Genomic DNA, 25534 nt, shown 5'->3' with positions numbered 1-25534 from the left:
CGGTGCGTCTACTCGACCGAGGGTGACAGTGTCGAATTCTCACATGCATGAGGCGCTCCAGCCAAGCGCCACGCCCGCCCGCCCAGTAAGACAGCTGCCGTACATAGCCCTAAAGCCAGACCCCACCAGACTCCTTGCGCTCCGTGATCGCGGCCAAATGCCAACCAAGCACCTACAGGAACCGCCACGACCCAGTAGGAAAAAGCACCGAGCCATGCCGGGATTTTCACATCTCCCATTCCACGCAAAGCGGAGGAAGAAATGACCTGAGAGCCGTCGACGAGCTGGAAGACACCTGCGATAACGAGAAGCTTAGCAGCCAGGGTAATAACTTCTGCTTCAGTGACGATCTGCGCAGCCAGCCAGCGGCCACATAGGATGAAGACTACCATAGAAATACCTGTGAACAGTAGCCCATACATCCAGCCCCCTGTCAGAATACGACGCAATTTTCCAGAATCTCCTCCTTCACCAGCAGCCTCACCTATTCTCACGGTGATTGCCATCGAAATACCTAACGGAACCATGAATGAGGTGGAGGCACAGGTGAGTGCCACCTGATGTGCGGCCAAGGCCACCACTCCGATGCTGCCGATCATCAACGAGCCTGCGGCAAACGCCCCAACCTCGCATACCAACTGTAAACCGACAGGAATGCCAAGGGCTAACATCTTTTTCAATTCCGTGCCATTCCACAAACCCCACCAACGTTTCGGGCTCCATTCTTTCACACCGGGGGCGCGTTTTTGCCAGTGGAAAAGACCTAGCACCACGACGCAGCGGGAGATCAACGTAGCCCAGCCGGCCCCAGTAAGACCCAGCGCAGGAAGCCCCCAGTGGCCGTAGATCAGCAGCCAGTTCAGCCAAATATTAAACAATACGCCACCCAGAAGAATCCAGAAAGGCAGCCATGGCCGGTTAAGTGCGTCCCCGTAGTTTTTCCACGCCATGGCGACCATCGCAGGAATCATCGAAATCGCCGTCAAAATCAAATACTCAGGAGCCTCTTCAACCACGGCTTCAGCTTGTCCAAAATAGTCTAAAAACGGCAGGAGGGATAGAATCAGCAACAAAATCAGCACCCCAAAACCTAGAGCTAACCAAGTGCCGTGCCGCAGTGCGTCTTTGACCTCATCATGGCGCTTTCCACCCCTCGCTTGAGAGACCCGAATGGATATCGAGGTGAGTAAGCCGATACCAAAAAGCAGCGGCACCATGAGCAATGTATTCGCGAAAGTAGATGCTGCCAGAGGCACCACTCCGACTTTACCGATCATCACGGTGTCGGCTACCCCCATCAGCATCTGTCCCACCTGCCCCGCCATCAAAGGCAGGGCCAACAGCAAGGTCGCACGGGCTTCTCCCGCCCATGACCTCGCGACTGGTGGTATTTCATCTGCTTTCGAGTTCATTCCATGCTGTGTTTCGAGTCGGCACAAGATCATGTGACTCATCTCTCAAGTCGAGGTTTTTACGATGGCTCATTCACGCGGAGTCTGGTTTCTTATGACCACAGCGAAAATGCAGCGACCCTATCTCCAACTCCAGTTCTTGGTTCTCGTCCTCGCATTTACGGCAGTGCTAGGACGATTAATCACGCTCTCCTCACCCTTGTTAGTAATGTGGCGCACTGGGCTGGCTGTCGTTTTGATGCTTCTATGGCTGCTCATTTCTAAACGAGCCCCCATCAGAATGAATCGTTCCGATGTGTGCAAAGCACTCGGCATAGGAGTGATCCTTGGGCTTCACTGGATGGCATTTTTTGGCAGTATCCAGCTATCCAACATTTCGATCTGCCTCGCGGGTATGGCTAGCATCTCGTTCTTTACGGCTCTGAGTGAGCCACTGATTAATCGATGCAAACCCGATCGGCGTGAGATCTTGTTAGGCCTCATGGTCATCCCTGGCCTTTCACTGGTGGCTGGCTCCACATGGGATCATGCACTTGGTCTCGGAACAGCCATCGTAGCTGCGATGCTAGCCGCTCTTTTTCCTGTGCTGAATCGCAAGCTGACCTTGCGCGGCATTGCTCCTCAAACGTTAACTGTCTATGAACTGATCGGAGCCTCTGCTACCTGTTTCGTGGCTGCATGCTTGATACCAGACATCCGTATCACTCAGCTGCCATCTATCTCCGACTGGGGATGGCTCCTCTTACTCTCGGGGGTATGCACTGTTTGGGCTTATTCTTTCCACATTCACCTGCTGAGAAAATTCACAGCCTTCACCACCAATCTGGCATTCAATTTCGAACCCGTTTATGGCATCCTGTTAGCTGCAGTTTGCTTTCATGAATACGAAGAATTGACACCCACCTTCTACGTTGGTGCCCTCTTCATCATCGCGGCCTCGGTCATTCATGCGATGACGGGTAAAGCGAAACACCCGGTAACTGCAGCTGGAGAACCGCCACTGGATTAACCTTGCGGTTCCTGCGGCAGGACAATGGTGAAGCAGGTCTGTGTTCCCGGAACTGAGGTGGCCTTGATCTCACCACCGTGGGCCTCTACCGCTCTTCGAACGATCGATAGGCCTAGACCCGTGCCCTTGATCTCACTTTGGGTGTGATGTTTGTCGACGCGGTAAAAACGTTTGAAAATGAACGGAAGATCCGAAGAGGGAATTCCGATTCCATCGTCACAGATAGAAATGATGATCGTGCCATCTCCTTTATCCTCCCCTTTGACCACAACCTTCAGCCCAGGAGCGGGGTTCTGTTTCAATGCATTTTCAACGAGATTGAAAATAATCTGGGTCCAGTAGAAACGGTCACCCGTCAGCCGCAAGTCTTCAGGATCAATATCCATCGATACCTCAGCTTCTTGTTTGATGATCATATGCTCGAGCCGTTCCACCACATCCATGGCACAGGCTCGCAGGGAAAAGGAATCGTTGCTCAAGGCCATGGCTTCACCGGATTCCATCTTAGAAATCACCAGCATATCCTCTACCAGACGAGCAATCCTCGCTCCATGTTTCCGCATGGTGGTTAAAAATTTGCGTGAAGTTTTTGGATCCTCCAACACATCATCGTCTAACAAGTTTTCCAGGTAACCATTAATAATCGCCATCGGTGTCCGCAATTCATGCGAGGCATTGGCTACAAAGTCCCGTCTCACCTGCTCCGCCTGATGCTCCACTGTGACATCACGTATAACCACACGCGTTAATGAATCGTTGCCATTTTGTGATAGCGGGGCGGCATCGATCACCCAAGCGCTACCACCTTCCTCCCCCGCTGCACCCAACGGTGTGTTAGATGAGTGAAGCACCACGAGCTCCTGCATTGGTTTTCCAGTGCGTATGCATTTCATCACAGCCACGGATAGTCGGTCGTCCAGGAATGCCTCCATGATACTGCGTCCCATCAGCTTCCTACCTTTGACCAAGTTACGGGCGCAGGCGTTGGCAAAAACGATGTGGCTGGTTTCGTTAACAAGTAAAAATGCATCCCCGAGAGCATCTAACAACTGATCCCTTTCACTGAGCGCCTCTTTCCGGATCTCTTTTCCACGTTGCTCTTGAATTCGGAACTTCGTTTGATACTGCCGTTGCTGCCAGAGCATCCACGCGGTTATCGCAATCAGCACTGTGACCAGTAAAGGGACTAACATGATAGGAATGAAGTAGATCTATAGCTGAGGGGGAGACCTAGCTATCAGCCGCAGTTTCCTCAGCAGGCACATTGACTTGATAGCCAATTCCACGCACCGTTTCCAGAAGATCCACCTGGCTGCCGAGCTTCCGGCGTAGACGTTTCATGTGGGTGTCCAAAGTGCGGCTGTGAACATCACCACTGTATCCCATTACTTCCATGAGTAGGTCGTGTCGGTCTTGTGGCACGTTGCGGCGTTCGCAGAGATAAAGCATCAGTTTAAACTCCGTAGCCGTCAGATCTACCTCTTCACCGTCTACGTAAAACTTGAGTGAGTTTTTGATAAAGCGGAACGGTCCGCACTTAAGCTCGGCACCACTGGTAGCAGGAGCGCTCCTTTTCAATAGGTTTTTGATCCGCAGCATCAGTTCCTTGGGACTGAAGGGTTTGGTCATGTAGTCGTCGGCACCTATTTCGAGTCCTGCGATCTTATCTTCGGTTTGTCCTCGGGCCGTCAGCATGATCACAGGGATCTTGCGCGTGGCCGACTCACGTTGCAGCTCTCTAAATAAAGTCACTCCGTCCATTCCCGGCATCATCAAATCGAGCACAATGAGATCCGGAAGAAGCGACCGCGCGGAGGCAAGGCCGTGCAAGCCATCAGGTGACAACTCTACGTTGAAGTTATTTCGTCTGAGGTTGAATGCGATGAGGTCGGCAATGTCCGTTTCATCTTCGATGACCAATATAGTTTGCATGTCGTTATGTAGTTACGGCTTCCTCATACCTTGATTGATATACGGCGTGGTATTCAACTGTGTGACGGATTGGACACATTCTATATAAGACAAATTTGATGACCATAGCAATGTGTCTGTTTTGTAACTTAGAATCTTTTGCCGAAATCGGGTGTCAGTGAGATTGAATGCGTGTCGCAGGAAAAAAGCCCTGCTTAAAAACCAACACTACTAACAACAATATGAAATTAATTCAGACCGCCACTGCAGCTTTCGCCGGTATCGCCCTTAGCGTCTCCGCCCAGGCTCAAACTAAAATCGCTATCAAAGGCTCCGACACCCTCGGTGCGAAGATGGTTCCTCAGTTGACCGAAGTTTACAAAGCTCTCGGAAACAACGTTGCATTCGACATCGCCGCTGAAGGTTCATCCCAGGCATTCACCGCACTTGACGAGGGCACCGCTGCCATCGGCATGAGCTCACGTTCTGTGAAGGACAGCGAGATCAACAAGTTCTCTGAAAAAGGTAAGAAGCTCGTCGAGCACGTTGCCGGTATCGACATGATCGCCGTGATCGTGAACAAAGCCAACGGAGTTAAGAAACTCACCAAGGCTCAAGTCGAAGGCATCTTCACCGGCGCTATCAGCGACTGGTCTGAAGTCGGCGGCAAGCCAGGTAAGATCCTCGTTTACACTCGTAACACGACTTCCGGAACTTACAAAACCTTCCAGAAGCTCGGCATGAGCAAGAAGGACTACGGTAAGAACTCCCAGAAAATGGCTGGTAACGAGCAAATCGCTCAAGCCGTAGCTGATAACGCAGCCGGCATCGGCTACGTCGGTCTCGCCTACGTTGGCAAGCCAGGCGTTGCTCCTTGTGCTGTCGATGGCGTTCTTCCAGAGCCTGCTAACAAAGCTACATACGCTCTTTCACGTAACCTCTATTACTACACCGTAGGCGAGCCTACCGGTGAAGTTGCCAAGTTCCTCAAGTGGGCCACCACTGACTCCACTGCTGGCAAGGTTGTCGAAAAAGTCGGCTTCATCGCACCAGCCTCCAAGTAACTCTAACCAGTCACTAACTCATTCACTCCGCGCCCGGAAAAACCGGGTGCGGAGTTCTACTTCACACATGGCAATGCATCGCCCGGAGGCGACCTTGCCGGACTAGCGAGCGAAGCCTATGAGCTTCCCGCCCTCACCTCCGGATACTTTCTTACTGTCTCCCTCCAACGATCACCACTATGGCCAAGAGGAAAAATAAAAAGACCCACTCTCCGTTCTCTAAAAACAAAGGCTGGAGAATTCTCGGTCTAGGACCGCAGGAATGCATCAAGTACTTCTTCGGAGGTAATGCGATGATTTCCATCATCGTTCTTATTCTTATCTGCTTTTTCCTCGCGAAGGAAGCGGTGATGTTTTTCCCTGATTACAAAGCCAACCTCGAGCTCTACCGCAAGTCCGGCCAGGAGTTCGTTGATTTCGCCGATGATCAGTTAGAGTATCAAAAAAGGATCAAGTCCCTGACCACTCAGGTGAAATCCTACGAGCTTTACGAGCGCGCCGGCAAGGATGCTGAAATCCCAGGCGTGTTTAACGACATGAAACGGATCGCCAATTCTCTCATGAAAGATGAGATGAAGGAAATCGGCATCGCTTCTGATCGACTCGACAAGGAAATGTGGACCCTCCTCTTCCCTGACGATCAGGAAACGCAGGACAAAATGAAATCAGCCGCCGAGGCCAGCCTGAAGAAAGCCCAGGTTACCTTGAACGATCGCATCCAAGAAGTCGCCCCCCTAATTAAAGAAAGCGACCTGAAAAAAGAATACCAAGGCGTTCTCGCCGATGATGTCTACCCGAACTTGCAGAAGGCTCTGGTGGAATACTACACCGATTTCGACGGCAAAGACGTCAGCCCGAGCTACGTCAAAACCAAAGTCGAGGAAGGTGAAGCCAAACGCAACAAGCTACTCGAAGATGACCTCTTCAAAGAATACGAAGCCGTTGAGCTATCTAACAATCAAGGCCTGAAAGAATACGAAGAGCTGGTCAACGAACTCCGCACCCACGCACTGGTCACCAAACAGCGCGCGGAAAGTTTCAAAACAGCCGCCGCCCGCCGGGTGGCACTGGAGGAAGGTATGAAACACGCCGGCCCTGAGCGCAAGCACAGCATGCAGGTTGAGTTCAAACGCATCCCCACCGAGGCCCCCGACTTCGATCAGCTCAATAAGGAGCTGTATGAAGCCATCCCTGAGCACCAGGAAAAACTGGGAGTCATGATGGAGAATGCCAAGGCTGGCTTTGCCAAACTCCCGGACGGCGATGCGCTGACCAATAAGAAGTCCATCCGACTCAATAAAGAGCTTCATGAGAACATCGAGAACTACGATGACTTCATGAACAAAAAGACCGAGCTGATGAAAGAGTGGAGTCACAAAGACAAGCTCTCAGCCGGAAAGTCATTCTTCGGATTCTTCTTCGGTGAAAAATGGGTCACTAACAGCTCATGGAATGATTTCTACGGCCTGATGCCCCTGTTCGGCGGCTCGCTGGGCATCACCCTGATCGCCATTTCCGTTGCTCTCCCCTTCTCCATCGGCGGTGCCATCTACGTCAACCGCGTGGCCACCACCACGGAGCAGAACTTGGTCAAGCCGATCATCGAATTCATTCAGGCCATCCCTTCCATCGTGCTCGCCTTCTTCGGCGTGGTGGTGCTTGGAAAATACCTCGTCGATTGGTCGAACCTCCCGATCCTCTCCTGGCTCCCCGGCTTCCCGATGGATCAGGGGCTCAACATGCTCAACGCTGGTATTCTGCTAGGTTTCATGGCCATCCCCACCATGTTTACTCTGGCTGAGGATGCTCTGAACAACGTGCCTAAGTCCTACACCGAGGCATCCCTCGCGCTCGGTGCCAGCAAGCTCAAAACCGTGTTCCGCGTGGTCGTGCCCTGTGCGATCTCCGGTATCATTGCCGCCATTCTGTTAGGATTTGGTCGCATCATCGGCGAAACAATGGTAGTGCTACTCGTCGCCGGTGGTCGGATTGCTCTGCCTGAAACATGGACCGATCCGGTGCACACCATGACGGGTATCATCGCCCAGGAAACAGGTGAGGTCACCGCCGGAAGCATTCACTACCGCGCCCTGTTCATGGTCGGCCTCGTGTTGTTCACCATTTCCCTGCTTCTCAACTCCTTGGCCCAGAACATCGTTAGAAAGTTCGGCCATAAATAACACACCTCTTCTCCCCATCATCTTGCAGCTATGAGCTCATCAGAAAAACCATCAGGCCCGTTCACAGGGAAAAAGACCCGCTCGGGATTCATTGAAAAAATCCAGCGCGGTGCCCTTTTCCTCAGCACTTATGCCATTGTCATTTTCGCCCTGCTGATCTTCGGAATCATCATTTTCCGCGGTGCCCCGGTGCTGATCGATAAAGGCTGGGACTTCTTCAGTCGCAAACCGGAGACCCTGGAGGTCGCCAGTTTCGACAAGGGCAAAGGCTTCCTCGCCCCTGCCGAAGTGGTCAAAACCATGCGCCGCTATAACAAGGACTTGCCCATCGAGTCCGAGGAGTCTGTGCAGCAGCCGTTCAAGTTCAAGACCTTCAAGATCGAGGAAGGCAGTGTCATCGGTGACGGCTATCTCGCCATCATCGAACAGCAAAATGAAGACTTCCGCACCGGCTATACCAAGCGCATCACCGATGCCCGTATAGGCTTCCCGATCACTAAGGAAACCTCAATCGCCCTGGACAAATCCACCTTCGAGAAGCTGCGCGCCAGCGACAGCACCCTGCCTGTGGCCGATGCCCGAGAAATCGATGAAACCACCGAGACCTACACCGTCACCTTCACCAAGGGATTCTATAACATTCCAGTGAAGACCGTGAAGTCACTCAAGTCCACCGACCTGATCTACATCCTCTACGGCAACCTCACCGAAAAAGGCGACGATGAGCTGGAGAGTCTGATGCCCTTGGATATTCCGGAAACTCAATCCATCACCCTGAGCAAGGTGCACTTCACTGATCTTCAAGCCGCTCCTGGCGACTTCAACCCGGGCGAACCTGAGGCTAACAAGACGGTGACTAAAAAATGGGCCATCGATCTCAAAGCGCAGACTTACTACATGCAGTTCGATCTCTTCAAACAGATCCTGACCGAAAACCCATCACTTCAAGTCAAGCACCAGCACAACATCGATCGCGGCAGCATCGAACTCGACCTCGATGGCAATAGCGAAGAACTCATGGTTTCCACCGATGAGTTCATCATGATCACCGAAGCCAACCCTGGCCTGAAACTCACCGAGGTGAACGACAAGGTGATCGAAGAAGACTACATCCGCTTCGATCTCAGCAAGGCATGTGAAATCCAGCTTCCCACCACGGAAATGCAGGCCTTCAAACTCGCCAATGCCGATTCCAATGTCATCAAGGTGCTCAAGGAATACACCCACTCCTACTCCGGTGGCGGTGTCGCCGGACCACTGATCGGAACGGCGCTGTTAGTTCTGTTCTGCATGATCATTGCCCTCGCCATCGGTGTGGCCTCATCGGTTTACCTCAGCGAATACTCACGCAAAGGCAAGATGATCAACTCCATCCGCCTCGCGATGATGAACCTCGCCGGTGTTCCCTCCATCGTATTCGGTCTTTTCGGTCTGGGTCTCTTCGTGGTGATCGCCCCCAAGTTTACCAACACCCCGTCGTTACACGATAAAGTTCGCCTGCCGGTCGTCCCTTCCTTTTTCCAGCCTGAACTTCGTGAACAGGAGCGGGAAAAAATCGTCATGCTCGAGGACACCGAGGATCTCAACTCGGCCAAGTCACTCGCCAGCCGCAGCGGCTTCAGCAAATACTACGATGGCTGGTATTATCTCAGCTTCGAAGGCTGGGGTAGTTCCATCATCGCCGGTGCCTTCACCCTCGCCATCATGGTGCTGCCGGTGATCATCACCTCCTGTGAAGAATCGCTGCGCGCGGTTCCGCAAGGGTTCCGAGAAGCCTCACTGGCGCTTGGTGCATCCAAGTGGCAATCCATCCGCACCGCCGTGCTCCCCTACGCCATGCCCGGCATCCTAACAGCCTCCGTGTTAGGGATCACCCGGGTCGCCGGTGAGACGGCACCCATCATGTTCACCGCGGCAGTGGCGGAGAAGTCCAGCCTGCCATTCGAAGGTCTGCAATCGACCGGTTTCGATAAGTTCCTCGAGTTCATCTCACAGAACGTGCAAGCGCTGCCCTACCACATCTACACCGTCTCCGGCCGCATCCCTCAGTCCGAATACACTGAGCCCATGCAATACGGCTCCGTGCTGGTCTTCATGATCGTCGTCATGATGTTCGCCGGCCTGTCCATCTGGCTGCGTGCTCGCATGCGTAAGAAACTCAAATGGTAATCGAAGATTCCGCTCTTTAACTCTAACAAAATTATATCCATGTCTACTGTATTAGAAAACCCCAGCATCATCGACCAGCCGGTCTCCCCGCCAGAACTGAAGAACATGATCGAAATCGACAATGTTTCCTTCAGCTATGACAACGGTAAAACCAACACTCTGAAAAACATCACCCTCGGATGCTTGGAGAAACGTGTTACCGCATTCATCGGACCCTCTGGCTGTGGTAAGTCCACCCTGCTCCGCTGCCTGAACCGCATGAACGATCTGGTGGAAACCTCATCCGTCACCGAAGGCGAGATCCGCATCATGGGCCAGAACATCAACGGCCGCGATGTCGACCCCATCGAGCTGCGCAAAAACGTAGGTATGGTGTTCCAGAAATACAACCCTTTCCCAAAGAGCATCTACGATAACGTGGCCTACGGTCTGCGTATCCAAGGAGTTACCAACAAAGCCAAACTCGATGAAGCGGTCGAGCGCAGCCTCAACGGTGCCGCTCTCTGGGATGAAGTCAAAGACCGCCTCAAGGACAGCGCTCTCGGCCTCTCAGGAGGTCAGCAACAGCGCCTCTGCATCGCCCGCTCGATCGCCGTGCAGCCAAAAGTGCTGCTGATGGACGAGCCCTGCTCCGCACTGGATCCCATTGCCACCGCCAAGGTGGAAGAGCTGATGAACGAGCTCCGCAAGGATTTCACCATCGTCATCGTCACTCACTCCATGCAGCAGGCCACCCGGATTTCAGACCGCACTGCCTTCTTCTACCTCGGCGAGCTGATCGAATTCGATGACACCGCCAAGATCTTCTCCAACCCCTCACAGAAACGCACGGAAGACTACATCAGCGGCCGCTTCGGTTAAGCGTTGCCAACCCCAATCATCCACTTACTAACCTTTTTATCTAACTATTATGCCAAACCAAGGACATATCCTCAGCACATTTGACGATTCGCTAAGACAGCTGCGTGAAACCACCATCGCTATGGGTGCTGGCACCCAGCGCAACCTTCAGAACGCTATCCGCGGACTGCTGGAACGTAACAAGGAACTCTGCAACACGGCCATTGCCGATGACGACGATGAAGATCGGCTCGAGGTAGAGATTGATCGGCTCGGAATGTCGATCATTACCAAGTTCCGACCACTTGCAAGCGACCTCCGCATGGTGATTGCCTCAATGAAACTTGCCAACCATCTGGAACGCATTTCCGATCAGGCCGTCAGTATCGCCAAGCGGGCAAGGAAGCTGATGAAGAATTCGGAAATCCCTGAAACACGTAATATCGAAGGCCTCTATCAAGTGGCTTCCGGAATGCTGGCCGATGCCCTGACTGCCTACGCAGACAGCAACATGCAACTCGCGGTAGGTGTCATCGACCGAGAAAAAAACCTCAAAAAGTGCCACAAGACCACCTCTCGTAACTTTGCGAAAGCACTGGAAGGCGAGTCAGATCAATACCGTGATTACCTCGATCTCGTCTTCATCTGCCGCTGGCTAGAGCGCGTAGGAGACCTCGCTACCAACATCGCCGAGGATGTGATCTTCGAAGAAACCTCCACGGACATCCGCCACGGTGGTGAGCTCCCTGCAGAGCTTCAGTAAGAGCCCCCAATTAAGAGAACGTTACATCCAGTGGAGCATCAAAATCAGATATTGTAATTGAAATCCGCTGACAGTCTGGCTCTCGCCTCTGGGACTACACCGCCTTTGCCTGGAACACCGTTCATTAAATCACGATCAACCACCGAGTTCGGGCGGGTCATGCGTCCGGGGCCTATTTTTCTGCCAGGGTAAACGCAAGTGTTCACCCCTGTCCGAACTCCGTCACCCAGCACAGCACCAAACTTGATCCGACCGGTATCGAGCAGTTTTCCACCCACCAGCGAACGATGATTTGTCCCGTCGTGACGATAGTTCGCCAAGATGGTTCCCGCACCCAGCATAACGTGGGATCCTAAAACAGAATCGCCGACATAGGAAAGGTGTTTGATCTTACTGTATGGGTAGATGATCGAATTTTTAATCTCAACAGCATTCCCAATTTCGCAGTGGTCGCCAATCGATGTGTTACCTCGGATGTAGGCATTCGGGCCGATCCGGCAATTTTCCCCGATGATCACATTACCTTCGATCACCACGCCCGGTAGAATCTTAGATCCAACACCGAGGTGCAGATGACCATCGACTTGGGCTAATGGGCTGATATCGCCGGCGATTTGTGAGCCTTCCATCATACCCAGTACCTCCTCATTCAGTTCGAGGAGACTCCAAGGATAGTGGATGCGGAAACAATCCGCCTCGGTAACCACCTCGCCGCCACATTCTTCGGGTGTATTCGCACCCACCCATGCGACAAGATCTCCGCTCTTGTCCTTGAGACATACGGGGGAATCAGAGCGGGCCAGAAGACACAATGCTCCGACATCGATCCAGTGGTCTACTGGCAGGTGCACGGTGCGTGGCGTGGCCATTTCATTGGGAATGACATCGAAGCCAACCGCTCGAAGTTCATTCGAAATCAGGTCCTTGAGTTTGTGGTTGGCGATTAGACAATTACCTAACTTTCTTCCATCGGTAACGGGAGCGCAGGTTTTCGTTTCTTGAGGGTTATGGAGCGTTGCTTGCATTATTCTATCATACTTCTATTACAATTAGAACCATACTACTCGTGCTATGGTTGCATAGAAAGTATTATTCGCACGAAAATCACTGCCGTCCGGTCATCATTGTCCAATGGCCTCCATCTACGCCGATTCCCACGACATTGGACCCTCCTTTGGTGAACATAATAAACCGGTGCCCGTCCGAGCCAAACCACCCATTATAGGCCGATGTGTAGGAGGGCGATCCCATAAAAATATTCTCACCTGTCCAGCTACCGGCGAACTTCGCCAGGCGAGCACGGTCGGCCGGTGTTCGTTTCCCGGGAAGCGGAGAGGTGTGCGAGAAAAAGCCACCCGTTCGCATGTCATTGGAGTGCCCCCAAGCAGCCTCGCTGAGCCGTTCCTCTAACACCATCGGATGTAGCCCCATAATGATCCGGGCGTGGTTGAGGTGATCTGAGAAATCTTTCTGCGAATTATTCGCCCATTTGCACCCAGCATTGTGTTCACGTGCAGTCTTCTCAGATAGCTCGGACTGGAGTGTTTGCTTGCGTTTGCTCTGCTGCTCATACCATTCCTCTGCCTCATAGCATTCCTCGACCACGGTGTCTTCGATGTCTTTTTTATCGGGCAAATCGGAACTGTTGTCTCCGCCGGAAAGTCGCTCAATGCTGGTGATTTCCCATTGGATTTCCAACAATGCATCCATCGCAATGCCCATGTTCCGATCAATGGACGAGGTATTGGCATTGGCGAGTTTCACCAGCCGTTTGTATTTTCGCTCAATGCCTTCAACTTCAGTTTTTAGCATGCGAATTTTGCCTGGGTCCTTTTTCCAGTCGGTATGAATCAAGTCCATCACGCGGCTGCGTTCTGTGTCCAGTTCCTCAAGCCCGCGAGCATGTTCGATGTAGGGATTTGCCCGCGTCCCCATCACGCGGCGCATCGCTGCCTGGTGATGAGCCTGCGCTTTCTGTAGAATCGTGCGGTAATCCGCTAGTGCATCTGGTCCGAGATATTGAAAAGTCCGGAATGCGGCTTTGCGTTTGGCGCTGTCCGAACTCTTCATCGCAGCCAAGGCATTCTCCTTGAATGCGGCACTCAGCTCAGCAGTGAAAGCCTGGGATGATACCATCAGAAAGCTCACTGCGCATAAACAACATCTGGATGCCAGTCCTGCACCGGCTGTGAAAATTACTGATTGTTTCATGACGGGATTCACTTGGTGCTAATATTTCAGATTCCAGAGCGGAAATCCACACCATTTCTAGCTGAGTCAGACACACTCTATGAGCTGCCGAAAACCCACCTACCAAAGCCTAGCGACCCCCGATTAGGAAATTGTCTCAAGATCAACCTTAAGACGAAAGCGCGTAAGCGATGTGAGGCGTGTAGAGCGCGGGCTCGAGCAGGAAGGAATCGTGCCCTTTGTCCGAATGCACGGTGATGTGCATGGTTTCTACACCACTTTTCTCAAGACCGCTTACGATCTCAGCCTGCTCTTCTGGATAGAAACAGAAATCGGAATCGATGCTGAAAACGAGGAACTTGTGATTGTGTTTCGCACAGCGGTCAAAGAGCTCTTTCACACTAGCAGCCCCGGCTTCGGCACAGGCGTCATAACGCGACCACATGTCGATGATTCGGAGGTAGGTATTCGCATCGAACCGCTTCACGAATTTTTTGCCCTGATGCAGCATGTAACTCTGGAAGGTGTCCTGCACTTTATACCATGCCAGTGTCTCTTCATCCTGTCTCACCTCCGATCGAGCACGACGCTCGATGGCATCGAGATGAACAAAGGTCTTGTGAGAAATCATCCGAGCCAAGGCGAGGCCGTAATCAGGTCGCTGACCTTCATAATAATCGCCGCCGTTGAAGTACTGATCATTTTCGATCGCAAGGATTTGTTCAAAAAGGATCAGTCGATTCAGGACCGTCGTTTTCATGCCACTGGCGATGGGAATCACCGTTTTCACTCGCTCTGGAAACAGCGTGGCAAAGGTCAGGGTAATCAGACCTCCCACAGACGGACCGATCGCGGCATGGAGTACATCGATGCCAAACGAATCGAGTAACTTGGCCTGCATATTCACCTGGTCGACGACCGACAGGTGGGGAAATTTTGAACCATATGCTTTACCTGTTTCCGGATCGATGGATGCCGGCCCGGTGCTGCCGTAGCATCCGCCTAGATAGTTGGCACTGATCACAAAATACTTGTCGGTATCGACCGCTTTTCCGGGCCCGATGAAGTCCTCCCACCAGCCGTCATGAAGTTCGTCGCTCCAGCGAACGGTCGCCTCGGGGATGTCAGGATTGTGACCACAGGCGTGGTGTGATCCTGAGAGTGCGTGAGTCAGAAGAATAGCATTGGACTTATCGGCATTGAGTTCGCCCCAGGTTTCATAGGCCACATCCACGGATGGCAGCTCATCGCCACTGGCAAAGTGGAATGGAGCATCATCCAGACGTAAAACGTGAGTTTCTGTGGACTCGGGAGTGATATTTGAATCAACGGACACGGCGCGATTCTCCACAGATTGACTCATTAGGACATCGTTTTTTCTGACAAAAAAAATCCGACACCCTCCTTGAGAAGGTGCCGGACACTTGTGTGTGTGATTAAAATTAGAGACTCTTCTTAAGCGTATCGTATTCTTGCTGCAGTGCGCTCAGCTCGGCTTCTTTTTTACCAATTGCTTCGTGCACATCAGCAAGGCGGCGGAGTTTAGCGGCAAATCCTTTGCCGGCAGACTTGGCTGCACCTTTGGTTGATGTTTTAGCTTTGGTCTTCTTAGCGGTGACAGGAGCACCTGCTTTTTTAACCCACTGGCCAATGGTGATCTGGCTGATCTTGAACTTGCGTGATGCAGCTGCTGCGCCACCGCGTCCTTTCTTGGCGTTTACCTCGTCGACATAGTTAAGCACCTCGGCTTTTTGTGCGGGAGTGTAGCGTGTTCCTCTGCCTTTACCTTTGGCGGCAGGAGCCGCTTTTTTGGTGGCGGCGGGTTTCGCTGCTTTGGCTGGAGCCGCTTTCTTTGCAGAAGCGGATGTAGTAGGCGCCTTAGCGGCGGACTTTTTCTTTGCTTTTTTCGGCATAACGAAGACACAAAACTACCGAACCCCTTTATTTACAAGGACAAAAAATGATATCATTTTATCCGTCTATAAACTCTCTCGTATAATAAGAGAGTTTGTAGAAGAAAAAATAAGCCGCTGTGCCGTCCATGGTGCAAGAGCCACGTTCCCGTTACTCAAAAGGTTGGGGACATCCTCCGCTCCTCTGTTTTCCTGAAAAGGCATGACATTAGAACGTAGGGGCCGCCCCCATATATAGTACATCGGTTCGGGCGTGCAACCATTAGCGGTCGAACACAGCAGCCTGCACTTAGTTATCGCGGCATCTCGTTTGTTGCAACTGGATATTACATCATAATCAAAACTATAGTTCGAAATGCAGGTTGACATCGATGCAATCGGCACTTGCTCTAATGACGAATCTGCGGCCAAGTTCCGCCATGCAGTTTCCTCCGACCACCGCCAGCGTTCACCAGCTGGAGAACGGCCTCACTATCATCCTCGATCCCGATTGCGCAGCTCCCGTCATCAGCACCCAAGCTTGGGTAGCAACCGGCAGCATGCACGAAGGAAATTTCCTAGGTGCCGGTCTGTCCCATTTGCTCGAGCACATGGTCTTCAAGGGCACTGAAAGTTATGATGGCAAAGCCATATCCGATACCGTGCAAGCGGCTGGCGGCGAGTGGAACGCCTACACGACTTTCGACAGAACCGTTTACTATATCGACGGCCCGTCCGACAGCACCCAAACATTTCTCAAAGTGCTTACCGAGATGGTCTTCAAACCCACATTTCCTGCGGATGAATTTGAAAAGGAAAAGGACGTCATCCGACGCGAGATCGACATGGGGCTGGACGACCCTGACGACCGTAACAGTCAACTGCTCTACTCCACTGCCTATTCAGTGGATCCACGACAACACCCAATCATCGGTCACACAGAGCTGTTTGATCAGCTAAGCCATGAGGACATGGTTTCCTATCATCGCGATCGCTACACCACGGAGAATGTTTTTCTCAGCATCTCCGGTGACTTCAACAAACAAGAGCTACTGCAGTATCTCGAGGAGATCTGCGGTGATATTCCACGCCGATTCACCCGTTTGGCTCAGGTCACCCCTGAGCCGCCTCAGTTGGGACAAAGGATTCGCCGTGACACCTTTGCCATTCCCACGAGTAAGCTGACGCTTGCTTGGCAGGTTCCGAGTTTGGAGCATCCGGACGCAGCGCCGCTTGATGTACTGGCCACGATTCTTGGATCGGGTAGATCGAGCCGACTCTATCAGAACATCCGAGAAAAACAGGGACTCTGTCACCACATCGCCGGATGGAGTATGATTTCTCCCGGACAGACCGGATTGTTCGCCGTCTCTGCCATCGTTGATCACGATAAACGCGAAGAGCTGCAGGAAGCTATATTGAAAGAAATCTCCCAATTGCCTAACAGCGACTTCTTCGATGAGCTTAAAAAGGCGACACGCATGACTCTAGCCAGCCAATTCCGCACCCTCACCACGGCGTCGGGCAGAGCCTCGGACTTGGCGTCCAATTGGCATGATACTCGCAATCTAAACTTCACCCGTGATTACATTGATATGGTATCGCGAGTCACTACCGATGACCTTCAACGGGTCGCTCGGACCTATCTAGTTCCACAAGTGCTCACCATCACTTCGCTGGATCCGGAAGATGCTGAGGAAGCTGATGCCAAGAATGAAGCGTCCGTTCAACGCGGTGAAATGCAAACCCGAACACTTACAAACGGGCTCACTCTCGTTACCCAATGTGATTCGCGGCTACCGACGGTATCCATCACTGTCGCAACGCTGACGGGTCTACCATCGGAATCGACGGAAAACGCCGGCATCAATGCGCTATTAGCCAAGCTAATGACCAAGGGAACCACCACGCGCACTGCTGAGGAAATCGCGGTCACCATGGATTCCCTGGGCGCAAGCTTCGGAATCAGTTGCGGAAATAACACCACACTTACATCCGCATCTTGTCTGCAGCCTGATGTAAAAACAGCATTAGGTATCGTCGCAGATATGATTCAAAACCCCGTGTTGCCACCCGATGCGTTAGAACGCGAGCGTGGTGCCATGATTGCCGGACTCCAGGAGCAGGCCGAAGATCCGCTCTCTGTTGCTTTCCGCAAACTCCGACCGTCGCTTTTCGGTGAGGCAGGGTATGGTTTAAATGGATCGGGAACCGAAGAGTCTCTAAATAAACTGACCCGCGAGGATCTCGCTAAACACCATAAAAAATATTTCACCGCGGCCAACTCTGTGGTGGCTATATTTGGAGACATTGATCCGGATAAGTGCGCCAGATTGGTCGAAGAATTATTCAGCACCATGCCAAAGGGGACACGCAGTCATACCGGTGATCAAGAATTCCCCACACCCAGCGTGCACGAACTGCATCTCGACAAACAACAGGCTGTGCTAACTGTGGGCTTCCGTGGGGCTAGTGCCTCGGATGACGATAACCACGCACTTGAGCTGATTCACGATTACTGCACGGACATGGCAGGCCCTTTGTTTACTAAAATTCGCGAAGACCTAGGTCTGGCCTACTACGTGTCCGCCACCCAATTCCATGGCGTGAACACAGGTATGTTTGCCTTTTATCTGGGCACCTCTCCTGACCAACTCGACACTGCAAAATCCATTTTGTTAGGTGAGATCAAAACCATTGCTGAAAACGGAATCCCAAAGGAGACTCTTGAGAGTGTTAAAACGACTTGGCTGGCATCTCACGCCCTGGCGAATCAAAAAATCGGATCTCTTGCACGACTGAGCGCGATCGATTGCTTACTCGGATTCCCCGCCGATCATCACCTCAAGGCACCCGATGAAATCCGCGCACTGACAGATGAAGCCATCCGCGCGGCTGCTAAAAAATACCTGGGCACCCATGAACCTGTGATTGTCACAGTTTCACCCGAAGCTTAACCTTCCACTTTCACACCCCATACTCAAATAATCATGTCTGACACACCAAAAGCCGATACCAGATTCAACGATTTCGTTTTTCTCCAGGCACAGAACGCCGGTCTCTTTCTTGGCCAGCTACCACACCCATCGACTGGTGAAACCAGCGTCAATCTCAAGGCCGCTGCCACAGTGCTTGATTCCTTGGAAATGCTCGCGGTAAAAACCAAAGGGAACCTAACCGCTGAAGAAGCATCGCTCCTTGAAAAAGCCTTGCTCAATATCCGGGCGCTGTATGCCAATGTTGAGGATCTTGGGTAATGCCTCTACTCAGGGAGCATCGAAAATACTAACTGCTCAGTCACTTCGCGTTCTGCCAGTGCTGTTCCATCTCGTCGAGTGTGGCGGATGCCAGACTTTTGCCCTCGGCTTGTAGGCCCTTGTCTACCGAAGCGAAGCGGGTTTCAAATTTTACATTGGTGGACTCCAAGAGGATTTCCGGATCGAGCTTGTGACGGCGAGCCAGATTGACGACTGAAAATAACAGGTCTCCTATTTCTCCTCCGAGTAGCTCGCGATCTCCAGATTCCAGTTCATCTTCGACTTCGACGAGTTCTTCGCGAATTTTGTCGATCACTCCCTGATCATCTGGCCAATCGAATCCTACTTTGGCCGCCTTCTTTTGTAGTTTAGAGGCTCGCAGCATGGCAGGCAGTCCCTTTCCTGTATTGTGCAGATAGGCTTCTTGCTCGTCACCCTTTTCCTGACGTTTGATCGCGTCCCATTGGCTTAGGACTCCTTCAGTATCCGTTACAGAACTATCTCCGTAAACATGGGGATGCCGCCTAACAAGTTTATCGCTGACGATGCGGGCGACGTCATCAAAATTATATCTACCAGCCTCTTCGGCCAGCTCACTGTGAAATACCACTTGGAGTAATAGATCACCCAATTCCTCCTTGAGATGCTCCCAATCACCGCGGCGAATGGTATCGACCGTTTCGTAAGTTTCCTCGATGAGATTGGGTAAAAGACTTTCGTGTGTCTGCTCAGCATCCCACGGACAACCGCCGGGAGCACGGAGGCGGTGCATGATCGCACGAAGACGAGTCAACTGGTGGGCATCCTCCGAGCAGTCTATCATTTCAGCATCATTCATGGAGATCAGATTTAGGATATCCTTGAAAAGAAGCAAGGCCCGAGAGGTAGCTAACAGCGATTAGCTACGCGACCGGTTCAGAATCTCCCGTTCTGCATCGGTCAAACTCTGAATTCCCTCTCGACTCACCTTATCGAGAATCTGATCCACATCGCTGTCCTCCAAGTTGATTTTAATGCGAGGTTTAAGCTTCCTCTCACGCACAATCTTGGCATCGACTACTTGACCCCGTTTTTGCTTTTTAGAGCCTAACTTGCCCACAAAGGTGAGCAGGTGTGGATTTTTCATGAGGATATACCCGAGAATCGCGCCACCCAAGTGACCGGCTTCTCCACCGGCATTATTGCCATTAGTTAGAATCATCAATGTCGCGAAAACCAGTGCCGCAATCGCGAAGGTCCGCATGCTCATGGGTATGACGAAGAATAACAGGATTTTTAAATTGGGGGCTATCACTGCGGTACATACGAGAATGGCAAATATCCCCGCGGACGCGCCGACCAAAGGAATGTATGAAGCTGGAACCTCACCTCCAGGGATCGCGATGGGATCCTTGCCAAACCAGCCAACATAAAAGAGGAAGACGTAGAACAACGCTCCAGCCACACCACTTGCCAAATAATAGACGATAAATTTCTTACTGCCCCACCATTTCTCAGCGAAGGTTCCAAAGAAAAATATCCCTATCATGTTGCCGAGCAGATGCAGGCCGTCGGCATGCATGAACTGAAACGTCAGCAGCCTCCAAAACTGAAATTGTTGAAGCCCCAAAGCAGCACTGAAATGCCCCCACTCAACGAGCTTCCAATTGAAGAAGAGCATATCGGCATAAAAAATCACGATGTTGCTGATCAGTAACCATTTCACCACAGGACTGCCTGAAAAGCGTGACGGTGGTCGCGGCATGTGAGTTCTCTGGCCTGGCGGCACTTGGTGATATTGTCGATCGGCTAGTCCCATAATCTGGCCAAGGAATAACACGGCTATCACCTGCTCGCAAGTCGGCCGCGAGAATTGATCAAATCACTTGGAATACAGAGCACCCCAACTTGCGCATACCACTAACTTACAGTAAGTTACATTACCCACCATTAAGACCATGAGTATGACACCCAATAACCCCAGGGATTACACCCCAAGATCGGCGACTGTCCCCCTTGCCGGTCCTACTCCAAGTCGGCACGCATCAGCGAACCGTAAAACCCGCTCTAATTTCAATGCAGCGGAAAACCTGACAATTGAAAACCTCAAGCAAATGCACCCCGAGTGGGTCGATCATAACGGAGACTGCCCTGCCTGCCAATCACTTGAGCACGCGATGTCAGATACCACACGCTACGAATCCTCGATCGTGGCTATCGCCGAATTTCAAGATTCTCACACCACGACCAAGCCACTCTAACTACTTCATTTTTTGCTATGGCTCGCCTGTCAGGCACCGATGCCGACTCGATGACCAGCTCTCGTTACTGATGGCTGGACAGCCTGCATGCTCTGACCCATGATCCGCGCATGGCTGGCGCGTCCACTGTCAGAAGCTACCTCTGGCCCGTCCTTCTGACGGTGTTAGGAGGTTTTCTTTGTACGCAAATCGTGCCCCGAGAAATCATCGCGGTCAACGAGCACATCCTTGGTTTTCCAGACACGGATATCTCCGGACATAAACTCCGCCCTTACCTGTTAGGAGTTCTGTGTATGCTACCTGCCATCGCCGCATGGATCTATCGATTCTCCGGAATCCTCGATCGCTACATGGCTCGGCAATTCCTTACCTCTTTCGCCCTCTGCATGAGCGCCTTGCTCGCCGTGATGCTGCTCACTGATTTACAGAACAACTTCTCGGATTTCCGTGACACAGAGAACCCAATGGATGTTGTGATCAGCTATTACAGCATTCTGATACCGGCTGTTTTTGTATTCTTGCTCCCCTATGTCCTCTTGCTGGCATTGCTCTATTGCTTGGGAAAAATGTCACGTCATCAGGAAATCGTCGCGATGATCCAGACTGGTCGAGGAGTTTTCCGCATCGTCCTGCCTCTGCTTTTCACGGGAGTCTTCTGTTCGGTTGTCTGCCTGATTTTCAACTACCACTGGGGACCTTGGTCTGAGGGAAATAAGGACCTCATTATCGATGTTGCCAAAGATGGCCAAGCGGACCGCGCCAGATCCGTTCTTTACCGCGATTCAGATTCACGTCGAGTCTGGCTGGTCGGGGCATTTCCTTACCAATTTGAAAAAACAGGCACCCTGCGCAATGTCACTATTCGCGAGTTCAATTCCGGCGGTCACCCTACCAAAAAGCTTGAAGCCGATGTGGCCCAATGGTCGCGCGTTGACAAAAATTGGACCTTCACAGGAGTTCAGCTCATCGATTTACAAGCGTCACCCGTGCCTATTCGAATCAAAACAGGCGACACGGTCACCAGAACTTGGCATGAGACACCGTGGCAACTGGTCAAACCCGGCCTCGACCATACCCATCTCGGAATTCCGGATCTGAACAGCTGGCTTCGAGCCAATGAGGGCATCGAGTGGGCCAACCGCAGCCCGTATCTGACTCAATGGCATTATCGATTTGCTCAGCCTGTGATCTGCCTCATCACCATCTTGATCGCAGCACCGCTAGGTATTGTCTTCAGTCGGCGTGGTATCGGCGGAGGTGTAGCCATCGCGCTCTTCCTCTGTGTGGGGATGCTGTTTTCATCGACGTTTTTCCTTACCTTCGGTGAAGCTGGCCACATGCCACCTGCACTCTCTGCCTGGGCCACGAATATCTTGTTCGCGGTGATCGCGCTCTACTTGTTCAATCGCCGGATGGCAGGTCGGCCGATTTACCAAAGCTTGAAAAAGCTGCTACCATCGGGCGAATAAGGGGAACGGAACACGTCCGAAGCCCCAATTCCTCCATAATTCCCCAGAAACGAAATCAGCAATTAAACGCTCTTTCGTGCTTGACCACTGGCTCCTTCGCTCCTAGTTTCCGCGTCCCGTCACGAGTGAAATCCACTCAGTCTCTGGAATCCGCTCCGAAAAACGCACATCGTGCCTACTCAAAACGCACATCGTGCCTACTCGGAACCCACAACCGTATATCCCGTAACTCACATTCTATAATCTCATGAGAGGCATCGAAATCCAAAAGAACGAGCCAGTCGACCGCGCTCTGAAACGTCTCAAGTCATTGCTTGATGGCGAAGGCATCCTCGAAGAAATGCGCCGCCGCCGCGCCTTCGAAACCGTCACCCAGCGCAAGCAACGCAAAGAGCGTACCGCAGCCAAACGTCACGGTATCCGCTGGCGTTTCCAGCGTGACAAGGCTGAAGACACTGAAGCCTAAGTCATTCATTGACGGGACACATACCGGTCACTAGCCGGTCTAAAAATTTCCAAAAAGCACCTCATACGGGGTGCTTTTTTTGTGCTTCGACCCGGGTTTATTCTTCCGAGGATTCGCAGGGGGCTAACTCCCCATCCTCTAGGGAGGGAAGATTTTCACCACAGGCAAAGCAAATATCAAAATTCCCCGGATTGCTCTCTTCGCAATTTTTGCAAATAACTTCGGACTCAGCATTTTTGGCATTGAGGTGAATCGTCCGATTCAAGATCTCCCAAGCCCGCTGATAGTCCTCATCATTCATCACACAGATATTCGGATAGAATTCAGGAATAGGAATTTCCGATAAACCTGATCCTGTCAGGTGCTCGTTGCGTAGCATGATCGGGATACCTTCGGCTTCGAGAACCGATTTGTAATACGCCACAATGGAATGGTCTTTGGCCCTGTATATCTCCCGCATTGGGAAACACTAACATTTATCATCTTGGAATAAACAGTAAAAGCGCGTTCATCACGCGCTTTTGAGATCATGGATCAACATGCATGCACATTCCGTATCAGATACGGACGCATTGCTTTTTCTCGTTAATCACCGGCATATCTGCTCGATTGACGAAGGTCGCTTGTCGGTGCACCGAGATCAATCCACCTACAGCCAATAACGTGAATACCAAGTTGGTTCCGCCATAGCTGATGAAGGGCAGCGGCAGACCCGTATTCGGCAGAACGGCGGTGCACACCCCAATGTTCATCATCGCGGGGATCACAATCACGCTGGTCAGACCAATCGCTAACAGTCGGCCAAAATCATCACGGGCGTTGACTGAAATCGCGATTCCATAAACGACAATCACCACAAAGCAAAACACACTTCCCAAGGTAAACCACAACCCAAGCTCCTCCCCGATGGCGGGGAAAATGAAGTCCGTGTGCGCCTCTGGCAGATAACCCAGTTTCTCCACGCCATTGCCCAATCCGGTGCCATCCACGCCACCGTTGGCAAAGGCGTAAAGCCCGTGCAACTGCTGATAACCATCGCCCAAACGATACTTGTCATTCTCCAGATCAAATAATGCCATCACTCGTCCCATACGTTCTGGGTTTTTCCAAACCACAAAGGCCATGCCAGCTAACGCAGTTGCTCCTGAGACCCCCAAATACGGTATCCGAGTTCCTGCGACAAACATGACCACAACCCCTGACGCACCTAACGCCATCGCCGTCCCCATGTCTTTCTCAAAGAAGATCAATAACACAGGGATGCCTAACAAAACCCCTGGTGCTACAAATCCTTTAAAGAACGTCCGACTCTCAGTTTGAAAATGTGAGAACCAGGCAGCCATGCCCAGTATCACAAATATCTTCGCAAGTTCTGACGGCTGAAACTGTGGTGCACCCGGAATCTTGATCCAACGCGCTTCACCTTTGATTTCCTGACCGATGCCCGGCACATAACACAAGCACAGCAGGAAACAGGACCCGATAAAAAGGTAGATCCAGTAGGGTCGGGCCTTACGGTAATCCATCCCCGCGACAAAGGCGGCACCGATGATACCAACGACGATCCAGAGAGCCTGTTTCTTGACCAGAGCATAGCCATTCACTTCATCATCCCACACACTGGTACTCGTAAGCATCACCAAGCCCAGTGTCACCAGAGCGGTGACTGCCAAGCAGAGGAATACAGCGTTTCTACGTCCCATGAAATGTGATGATTGAGTAATCAGAAGTCGTTATTGACTGCTTCTGAACCTACTTGGTAGGAATCTTAATTTCGCGACCAACACTCAGTTTGCGAGGGTCTGTCATGCCATTGATTTTGAGAAGTGTGTCACGCGATACTTTGTATCGGTTGGCGATGCGCCAGACAGTGTCACCACTCTTCACGGTGTAGCGTTGACCACTATCGGCCACTCCAGTGGCGGCAGCTTCAGGGTGCTTGACCTTGGGTTTGACCACGACAGCTTTAGGGGCAGTGTCCTCGGCCACCTCCACGGCACGTGCGTGTTTAGGCTCTGGGATTTGAGTGGCTACTTCTGGTGCTGGCGTTGCCTTGGGAGTAGTAGAACCTACGACGACTGGACGGCTGGACAGCTCGGCTGGCAAATCGAGCACAACACCGGCACGCAGTGGACGGTTGCTGTTAAGAGCACGGAGTGCTGACTCATCGACATTACGGGCATCTGCGATGCGGTTGTATGTGTCACCGGTCACCACGATGTAACGGCTAGAATGATCCACCGCCGCAGGCTCTGGTGCGGGTGTTGGCGCAGGAGTAGCAACTGGGGCGACAGCTGCAGGCTTCGCTGGCTCAGGCTCTGGAGACTTCACCTCGGCAGCAGGCAGTAAAGCCGCTGCCTTGTCTTTGTTAGTTGCAACAGCTTCATCGCTGAAGAACTTGCTGTGTGTGTAAATTGCGGCAATCGCCAGAACATGGAGAATGAGAATGACTACCAAAGCTTTTCCGATTCCCACATTGGCCACATCTGATTCGAGTTCAACATGAGGGTCCGCGGTAGCTGTAGCAGCATGAAGACGGCGTTTGCGACCTGTCTTCGCATAGAGCACACGGTAGTTAGAACCGGATGTGCGAGTTCTTTTTGTTTGGATGGTTTTTTTCATAACGATATTTGGTTGGGTATTTGGGCTGTGGTTGTTAGGATTTTTCTTTG

General features: G+C 52.0%; 23 protein-coding genes and 1 other RNA gene. 11 read left to right on the top strand and 13 right to left on the bottom strand.

What is annotated here, in order from left to right; genetic code table 11:
• Nucleotides 1-8: 8 nt before the first annotated feature.
• Complete coding sequence (locus ACSPJT_RS17075) at nucleotides 9-1412, bottom strand: MATE family efflux transporter (protein ID WP_435893767.1); 1404 nt, start codon at nucleotides 1410-1412, stop codon at nucleotides 9-11.
• 94 nt (nucleotides 1413-1506) lie between these two features.
• On the opposite strand from ACSPJT_RS17075, the gene ACSPJT_RS17070 reads away from it, so the two are divergent.
• Nucleotides 1507-2421, top strand: a complete 915-nt coding sequence (locus ACSPJT_RS17070; RefSeq protein WP_435893766.1) for a DMT family transporter — start codon at nucleotides 1507-1509, stop codon at nucleotides 2419-2421.
• Here ACSPJT_RS17070 and ACSPJT_RS17065 read toward each other — a convergent pair.
• The gene (locus tag ACSPJT_RS17065) at nucleotides 2418-3614 is read right to left on the bottom strand and encodes a sensor histidine kinase (RefSeq protein WP_435893765.1); all 1197 of its coding nucleotides are present in this window, start codon (nucleotides 3612-3614) and stop codon (nucleotides 2418-2420) included. The genes ACSPJT_RS17070 and ACSPJT_RS17065 overlap by 4 nt on opposite strands.
• 37 nt (nucleotides 3615-3651) lie before the next feature.
• Complete coding sequence (locus tag ACSPJT_RS17060; protein ID WP_435893764.1) at nucleotides 3652-4353, bottom strand: response regulator transcription factor; 702 nt, start codon at nucleotides 4351-4353, stop codon at nucleotides 3652-3654.
• Between the two features lie 221 nt (nucleotides 4354-4574).
• On the opposite strand from ACSPJT_RS17060, the gene ACSPJT_RS17055 reads away from it, so the two are divergent.
• From ACSPJT_RS17055 to phoU, 5 genes are all read left to right on the top strand, one after another.
• Nucleotides 4575-5396: a phosphate ABC transporter substrate-binding protein gene (locus ACSPJT_RS17055; protein WP_435893763.1), complete on the top strand. Its 822-nt coding sequence runs from the start codon at nucleotides 4575-4577 to the stop codon at nucleotides 5394-5396.
• A gap of 179 nt (nucleotides 5397-5575) precedes the next feature.
• Nucleotides 5576-7576, top strand: coding sequence for a phosphate ABC transporter permease subunit PstC (gene pstC / locus ACSPJT_RS17050; RefSeq protein ID WP_435893762.1), 2001 nt, complete (start codon nucleotides 5576-5578; stop codon nucleotides 7574-7576).
• A 30-nt stretch (nucleotides 7577-7606) separates the two neighbouring features.
• On the top strand, nucleotides 7607-9745 hold the full coding sequence (locus ACSPJT_RS17045; RefSeq protein WP_435893761.1) for a PstA family ABC transporter permease: 2139 nt from the start codon (nucleotides 7607-7609) through the stop codon (nucleotides 9743-9745).
• 30 nt (nucleotides 9746-9775) lie between these two features.
• Complete coding sequence (gene pstB, locus ACSPJT_RS17040) at nucleotides 9776-10606, top strand: phosphate ABC transporter ATP-binding protein PstB (protein WP_435896208.1); 831 nt, start codon at nucleotides 9776-9778, stop codon at nucleotides 10604-10606.
• A gap of 49 nt (nucleotides 10607-10655) precedes the next feature.
• A complete protein-coding gene (gene phoU / locus ACSPJT_RS17035) occupies nucleotides 10656-11348 on the top strand; it encodes a phosphate signaling complex protein PhoU (protein WP_435893760.1) in 693 nt (230 codons plus the stop codon).
• A 44-nt stretch (nucleotides 11349-11392) separates the two neighbouring features.
• Here the strand turns inward: phoU and ACSPJT_RS17030 are convergent, their stop codons facing one another.
• From ACSPJT_RS17030 to ssrS, 5 genes are all read right to left on the bottom strand, one after another.
• Complete coding sequence (locus tag ACSPJT_RS17030) at nucleotides 11393-12373, bottom strand: hypothetical protein (protein ID WP_435893759.1); 981 nt, start codon at nucleotides 12371-12373, stop codon at nucleotides 11393-11395.
• A gap of 79 nt (nucleotides 12374-12452) precedes the next feature.
• Nucleotides 12453-13559 carry a CAP domain-containing protein gene (locus ACSPJT_RS17025; protein ID WP_435893758.1) on the bottom strand — a complete coding sequence of 369 codons (1107 nt, stop codon included), beginning with the start codon at nucleotides 13557-13559 and terminating at the stop codon, nucleotides 12453-12455.
• 148 nt (nucleotides 13560-13707) lie between these two features.
• Complete coding sequence (gene metX / locus ACSPJT_RS17020) at nucleotides 13708-14874, bottom strand: homoserine O-acetyltransferase MetX (protein WP_435893757.1); 1167 nt, start codon at nucleotides 14872-14874, stop codon at nucleotides 13708-13710.
• A 106-nt stretch (nucleotides 14875-14980) separates the two neighbouring features.
• Entirely contained in the window at nucleotides 14981-15451 is a 471-nt protein-coding gene (locus ACSPJT_RS17015; protein ID WP_435893756.1) for a hypothetical protein, read from the bottom strand.
• Between the two features lie 107 nt (nucleotides 15452-15558).
• A non-coding RNA gene (gene ssrS / locus ACSPJT_RS17010) (6S RNA) lies at nucleotides 15559-15739 on the bottom strand.
• Nucleotides 15740-15870: 131 nt separating this feature from the next.
• Between ssrS and ACSPJT_RS17005 the strand changes: the two genes are divergently transcribed.
• Complete coding sequence (locus tag ACSPJT_RS17005) at nucleotides 15871-18387, top strand: M16 family metallopeptidase (protein WP_435893755.1); 2517 nt, start codon at nucleotides 15871-15873, stop codon at nucleotides 18385-18387.
• 33 nt (nucleotides 18388-18420) lie between these two features.
• On the top strand, nucleotides 18421-18687 hold the full coding sequence (locus ACSPJT_RS17000) for a DUF1844 domain-containing protein (RefSeq protein WP_435893754.1): 267 nt from the start codon (nucleotides 18421-18423) through the stop codon (nucleotides 18685-18687).
• Between the two features lie 40 nt (nucleotides 18688-18727).
• Here ACSPJT_RS17000 and mazG read toward each other — a convergent pair whose 3' ends face one another.
• On the bottom strand, nucleotides 18728-19525 hold the full coding sequence (mazG, locus tag ACSPJT_RS16995; protein WP_435893753.1) for a nucleoside triphosphate pyrophosphohydrolase: 798 nt from the start codon (nucleotides 19523-19525) through the stop codon (nucleotides 18728-18730).
• A 60-nt stretch (nucleotides 19526-19585) separates the two neighbouring features.
• On the bottom strand, nucleotides 19586-20431 hold the full coding sequence (locus ACSPJT_RS16990; RefSeq protein WP_435893752.1) for a rhomboid family intramembrane serine protease: 846 nt from the start codon (nucleotides 20429-20431) through the stop codon (nucleotides 19586-19588).
• Between the two features lie 193 nt (nucleotides 20432-20624).
• Between ACSPJT_RS16990 and ACSPJT_RS16985 the strand changes: the two genes are divergently transcribed.
• The 3 genes from ACSPJT_RS16985 (at nucleotide 20625) to rpsU (ending at nucleotide 22862) form a co-directional block, all read left to right on the top strand.
• Nucleotides 20625-20927: a hypothetical protein gene (locus tag ACSPJT_RS16985; RefSeq protein WP_435893751.1), complete on the top strand. Its 303-nt coding sequence runs from the start codon at nucleotides 20625-20627 to the stop codon at nucleotides 20925-20927.
• Between the two features lie 110 nt (nucleotides 20928-21037).
• The gene (locus ACSPJT_RS16980) at nucleotides 21038-22396 is read left to right on the top strand and encodes an LptF/LptG family permease (protein ID WP_435893750.1); all 1359 of its coding nucleotides are present in this window, start codon (nucleotides 21038-21040) and stop codon (nucleotides 22394-22396) included.
• 247 nt (nucleotides 22397-22643) lie between these two features.
• Complete coding sequence (rpsU, locus tag ACSPJT_RS16975; protein WP_435893749.1) at nucleotides 22644-22862, top strand: 30S ribosomal protein S21; 219 nt, start codon at nucleotides 22644-22646, stop codon at nucleotides 22860-22862.
• Between the two features lie 97 nt (nucleotides 22863-22959).
• On the opposite strand, the gene ACSPJT_RS16970 is transcribed toward rpsU, so the two are convergent.
• The 3 genes from ACSPJT_RS16970 to ACSPJT_RS16960 form a co-directional block, all read right to left on the bottom strand.
• Complete coding sequence (locus tag ACSPJT_RS16970; RefSeq protein WP_435893748.1) at nucleotides 22960-23322, bottom strand: DUF2007 domain-containing protein; 363 nt, start codon at nucleotides 23320-23322, stop codon at nucleotides 22960-22962.
• 97 nt (nucleotides 23323-23419) lie between these two features.
• Nucleotides 23420-24565, bottom strand: coding sequence for an FtsW/RodA/SpoVE family cell cycle protein (locus ACSPJT_RS16965; RefSeq protein ID WP_435893747.1), 1146 nt, complete (start codon nucleotides 24563-24565; stop codon nucleotides 23420-23422).
• A 49-nt stretch (nucleotides 24566-24614) separates the two neighbouring features.
• Nucleotides 24615-25484 carry a LysM peptidoglycan-binding domain-containing protein gene (locus ACSPJT_RS16960; RefSeq protein WP_435893746.1) on the bottom strand — a complete coding sequence of 290 codons (870 nt, stop codon included), beginning with the start codon at nucleotides 25482-25484 and terminating at the stop codon, nucleotides 24615-24617.
• Nucleotides 25485-25534 lie beyond the last annotated feature (50 nt).

Origin of the sequence: Oceaniferula spumae (assembly GCF_042849255.1) — a bacterium.
Taxonomy (GTDB): Bacteria; Verrucomicrobiota; Verrucomicrobiia; order Verrucomicrobiales; family Akkermansiaceae; genus Oceaniferula; species Oceaniferula spumae.
The sequence above is the reverse complement of the archived record's forward strand: the minus strand, read 5'-3'. Positions and strand labels throughout refer to the sequence as shown.

Excerpts from the sequence above, each read along its gene's own strand:
- ACSPJT_RS16970 (WP_435893748.1), bottom strand. The coding sequence starts at position 23,322 with ATGCGGGAGATATACAGGGCCAAAGACCATTCCATTGTGGCGTATTAC.
- ACSPJT_RS17065 (WP_435893765.1), bottom strand. The coding sequence starts at position 3,614 with ATGTTAGTCCCTTTACTGGTCACAGTGCTGATTGCGATAACCGCGTGG.
- phoU (WP_435893760.1), top strand. The coding sequence starts at position 10,656 with ATGCCAAACCAAGGACATATCCTCAGCACATTTGACGATTCGCTAAGA.
- ACSPJT_RS17075 (WP_435893767.1), bottom strand. The coding sequence starts at position 1,412 with ATGAACTCGAAAGCAGATGAAATACCACCAGTCGCGAGGTCATGGGCG.
- ACSPJT_RS16985 (WP_435893751.1), top strand. The coding sequence starts at position 20,625 with ATGAGTATGACACCCAATAACCCCAGGGATTACACCCCAAGATCGGCG.
- ACSPJT_RS17060 (WP_435893764.1), bottom strand. The coding sequence starts at position 4,353 with ATGCAAACTATATTGGTCATCGAAGATGAAACGGACATTGCCGACCTC.
- ACSPJT_RS17005 (WP_435893755.1), top strand. The coding sequence starts at position 15,871 with ATGCAGTTTCCTCCGACCACCGCCAGCGTTCACCAGCTGGAGAACGGC.
- ACSPJT_RS17045 (WP_435893761.1), top strand. The coding sequence starts at position 7,607 with ATGAGCTCATCAGAAAAACCATCAGGCCCGTTCACAGGGAAAAAGACC.
- ACSPJT_RS16965 (WP_435893747.1), bottom strand. The coding sequence starts at position 24,565 with ATGGGACGTAGAAACGCTGTATTCCTCTGCTTGGCAGTCACCGCTCTG.
- rpsU (WP_435893749.1), top strand. The coding sequence starts at position 22,644 with ATGAGAGGCATCGAAATCCAAAAGAACGAGCCAGTCGACCGCGCTCTG.
- ACSPJT_RS17055 (WP_435893763.1), top strand. The coding sequence starts at position 4,575 with ATGAAATTAATTCAGACCGCCACTGCAGCTTTCGCCGGTATCGCCCTT.
- ACSPJT_RS17025 (WP_435893758.1), bottom strand. The coding sequence starts at position 13,559 with ATGAAACAATCAGTAATTTTCACAGCCGGTGCAGGACTGGCATCCAGA.
- ACSPJT_RS16980 (WP_435893750.1), top strand. The coding sequence starts at position 21,038 with ATGGCTGGCGCGTCCACTGTCAGAAGCTACCTCTGGCCCGTCCTTCTG.
- pstC (WP_435893762.1), top strand. The coding sequence starts at position 5,576 with ATGGCCAAGAGGAAAAATAAAAAGACCCACTCTCCGTTCTCTAAAAAC.
- mazG (WP_435893753.1), bottom strand. The coding sequence starts at position 19,525 with ATGAATGATGCTGAAATGATAGACTGCTCGGAGGATGCCCACCAGTTG.
- ACSPJT_RS16960 (WP_435893746.1), bottom strand. The coding sequence starts at position 25,484 with ATGAAAAAAACCATCCAAACAAAAAGAACTCGCACATCCGGTTCTAAC.
- ACSPJT_RS17000 (WP_435893754.1), top strand. The coding sequence starts at position 18,421 with ATGTCTGACACACCAAAAGCCGATACCAGATTCAACGATTTCGTTTTT.
- ACSPJT_RS17030 (WP_435893759.1), bottom strand. The coding sequence starts at position 12,373 with ATGCAAGCAACGCTCCATAACCCTCAAGAAACGAAAACCTGCGCTCCC.
- ACSPJT_RS17015 (WP_435893756.1), bottom strand. The coding sequence starts at position 15,451 with ATGCCGAAAAAAGCAAAGAAAAAGTCCGCCGCTAAGGCGCCTACTACA.
- ACSPJT_RS17070 (WP_435893766.1), top strand. The coding sequence starts at position 1,507 with ATGACCACAGCGAAAATGCAGCGACCCTATCTCCAACTCCAGTTCTTG.
- ACSPJT_RS16990 (WP_435893752.1), bottom strand. The coding sequence starts at position 20,431 with ATGCCGCGACCACCGTCACGCTTTTCAGGCAGTCCTGTGGTGAAATGG.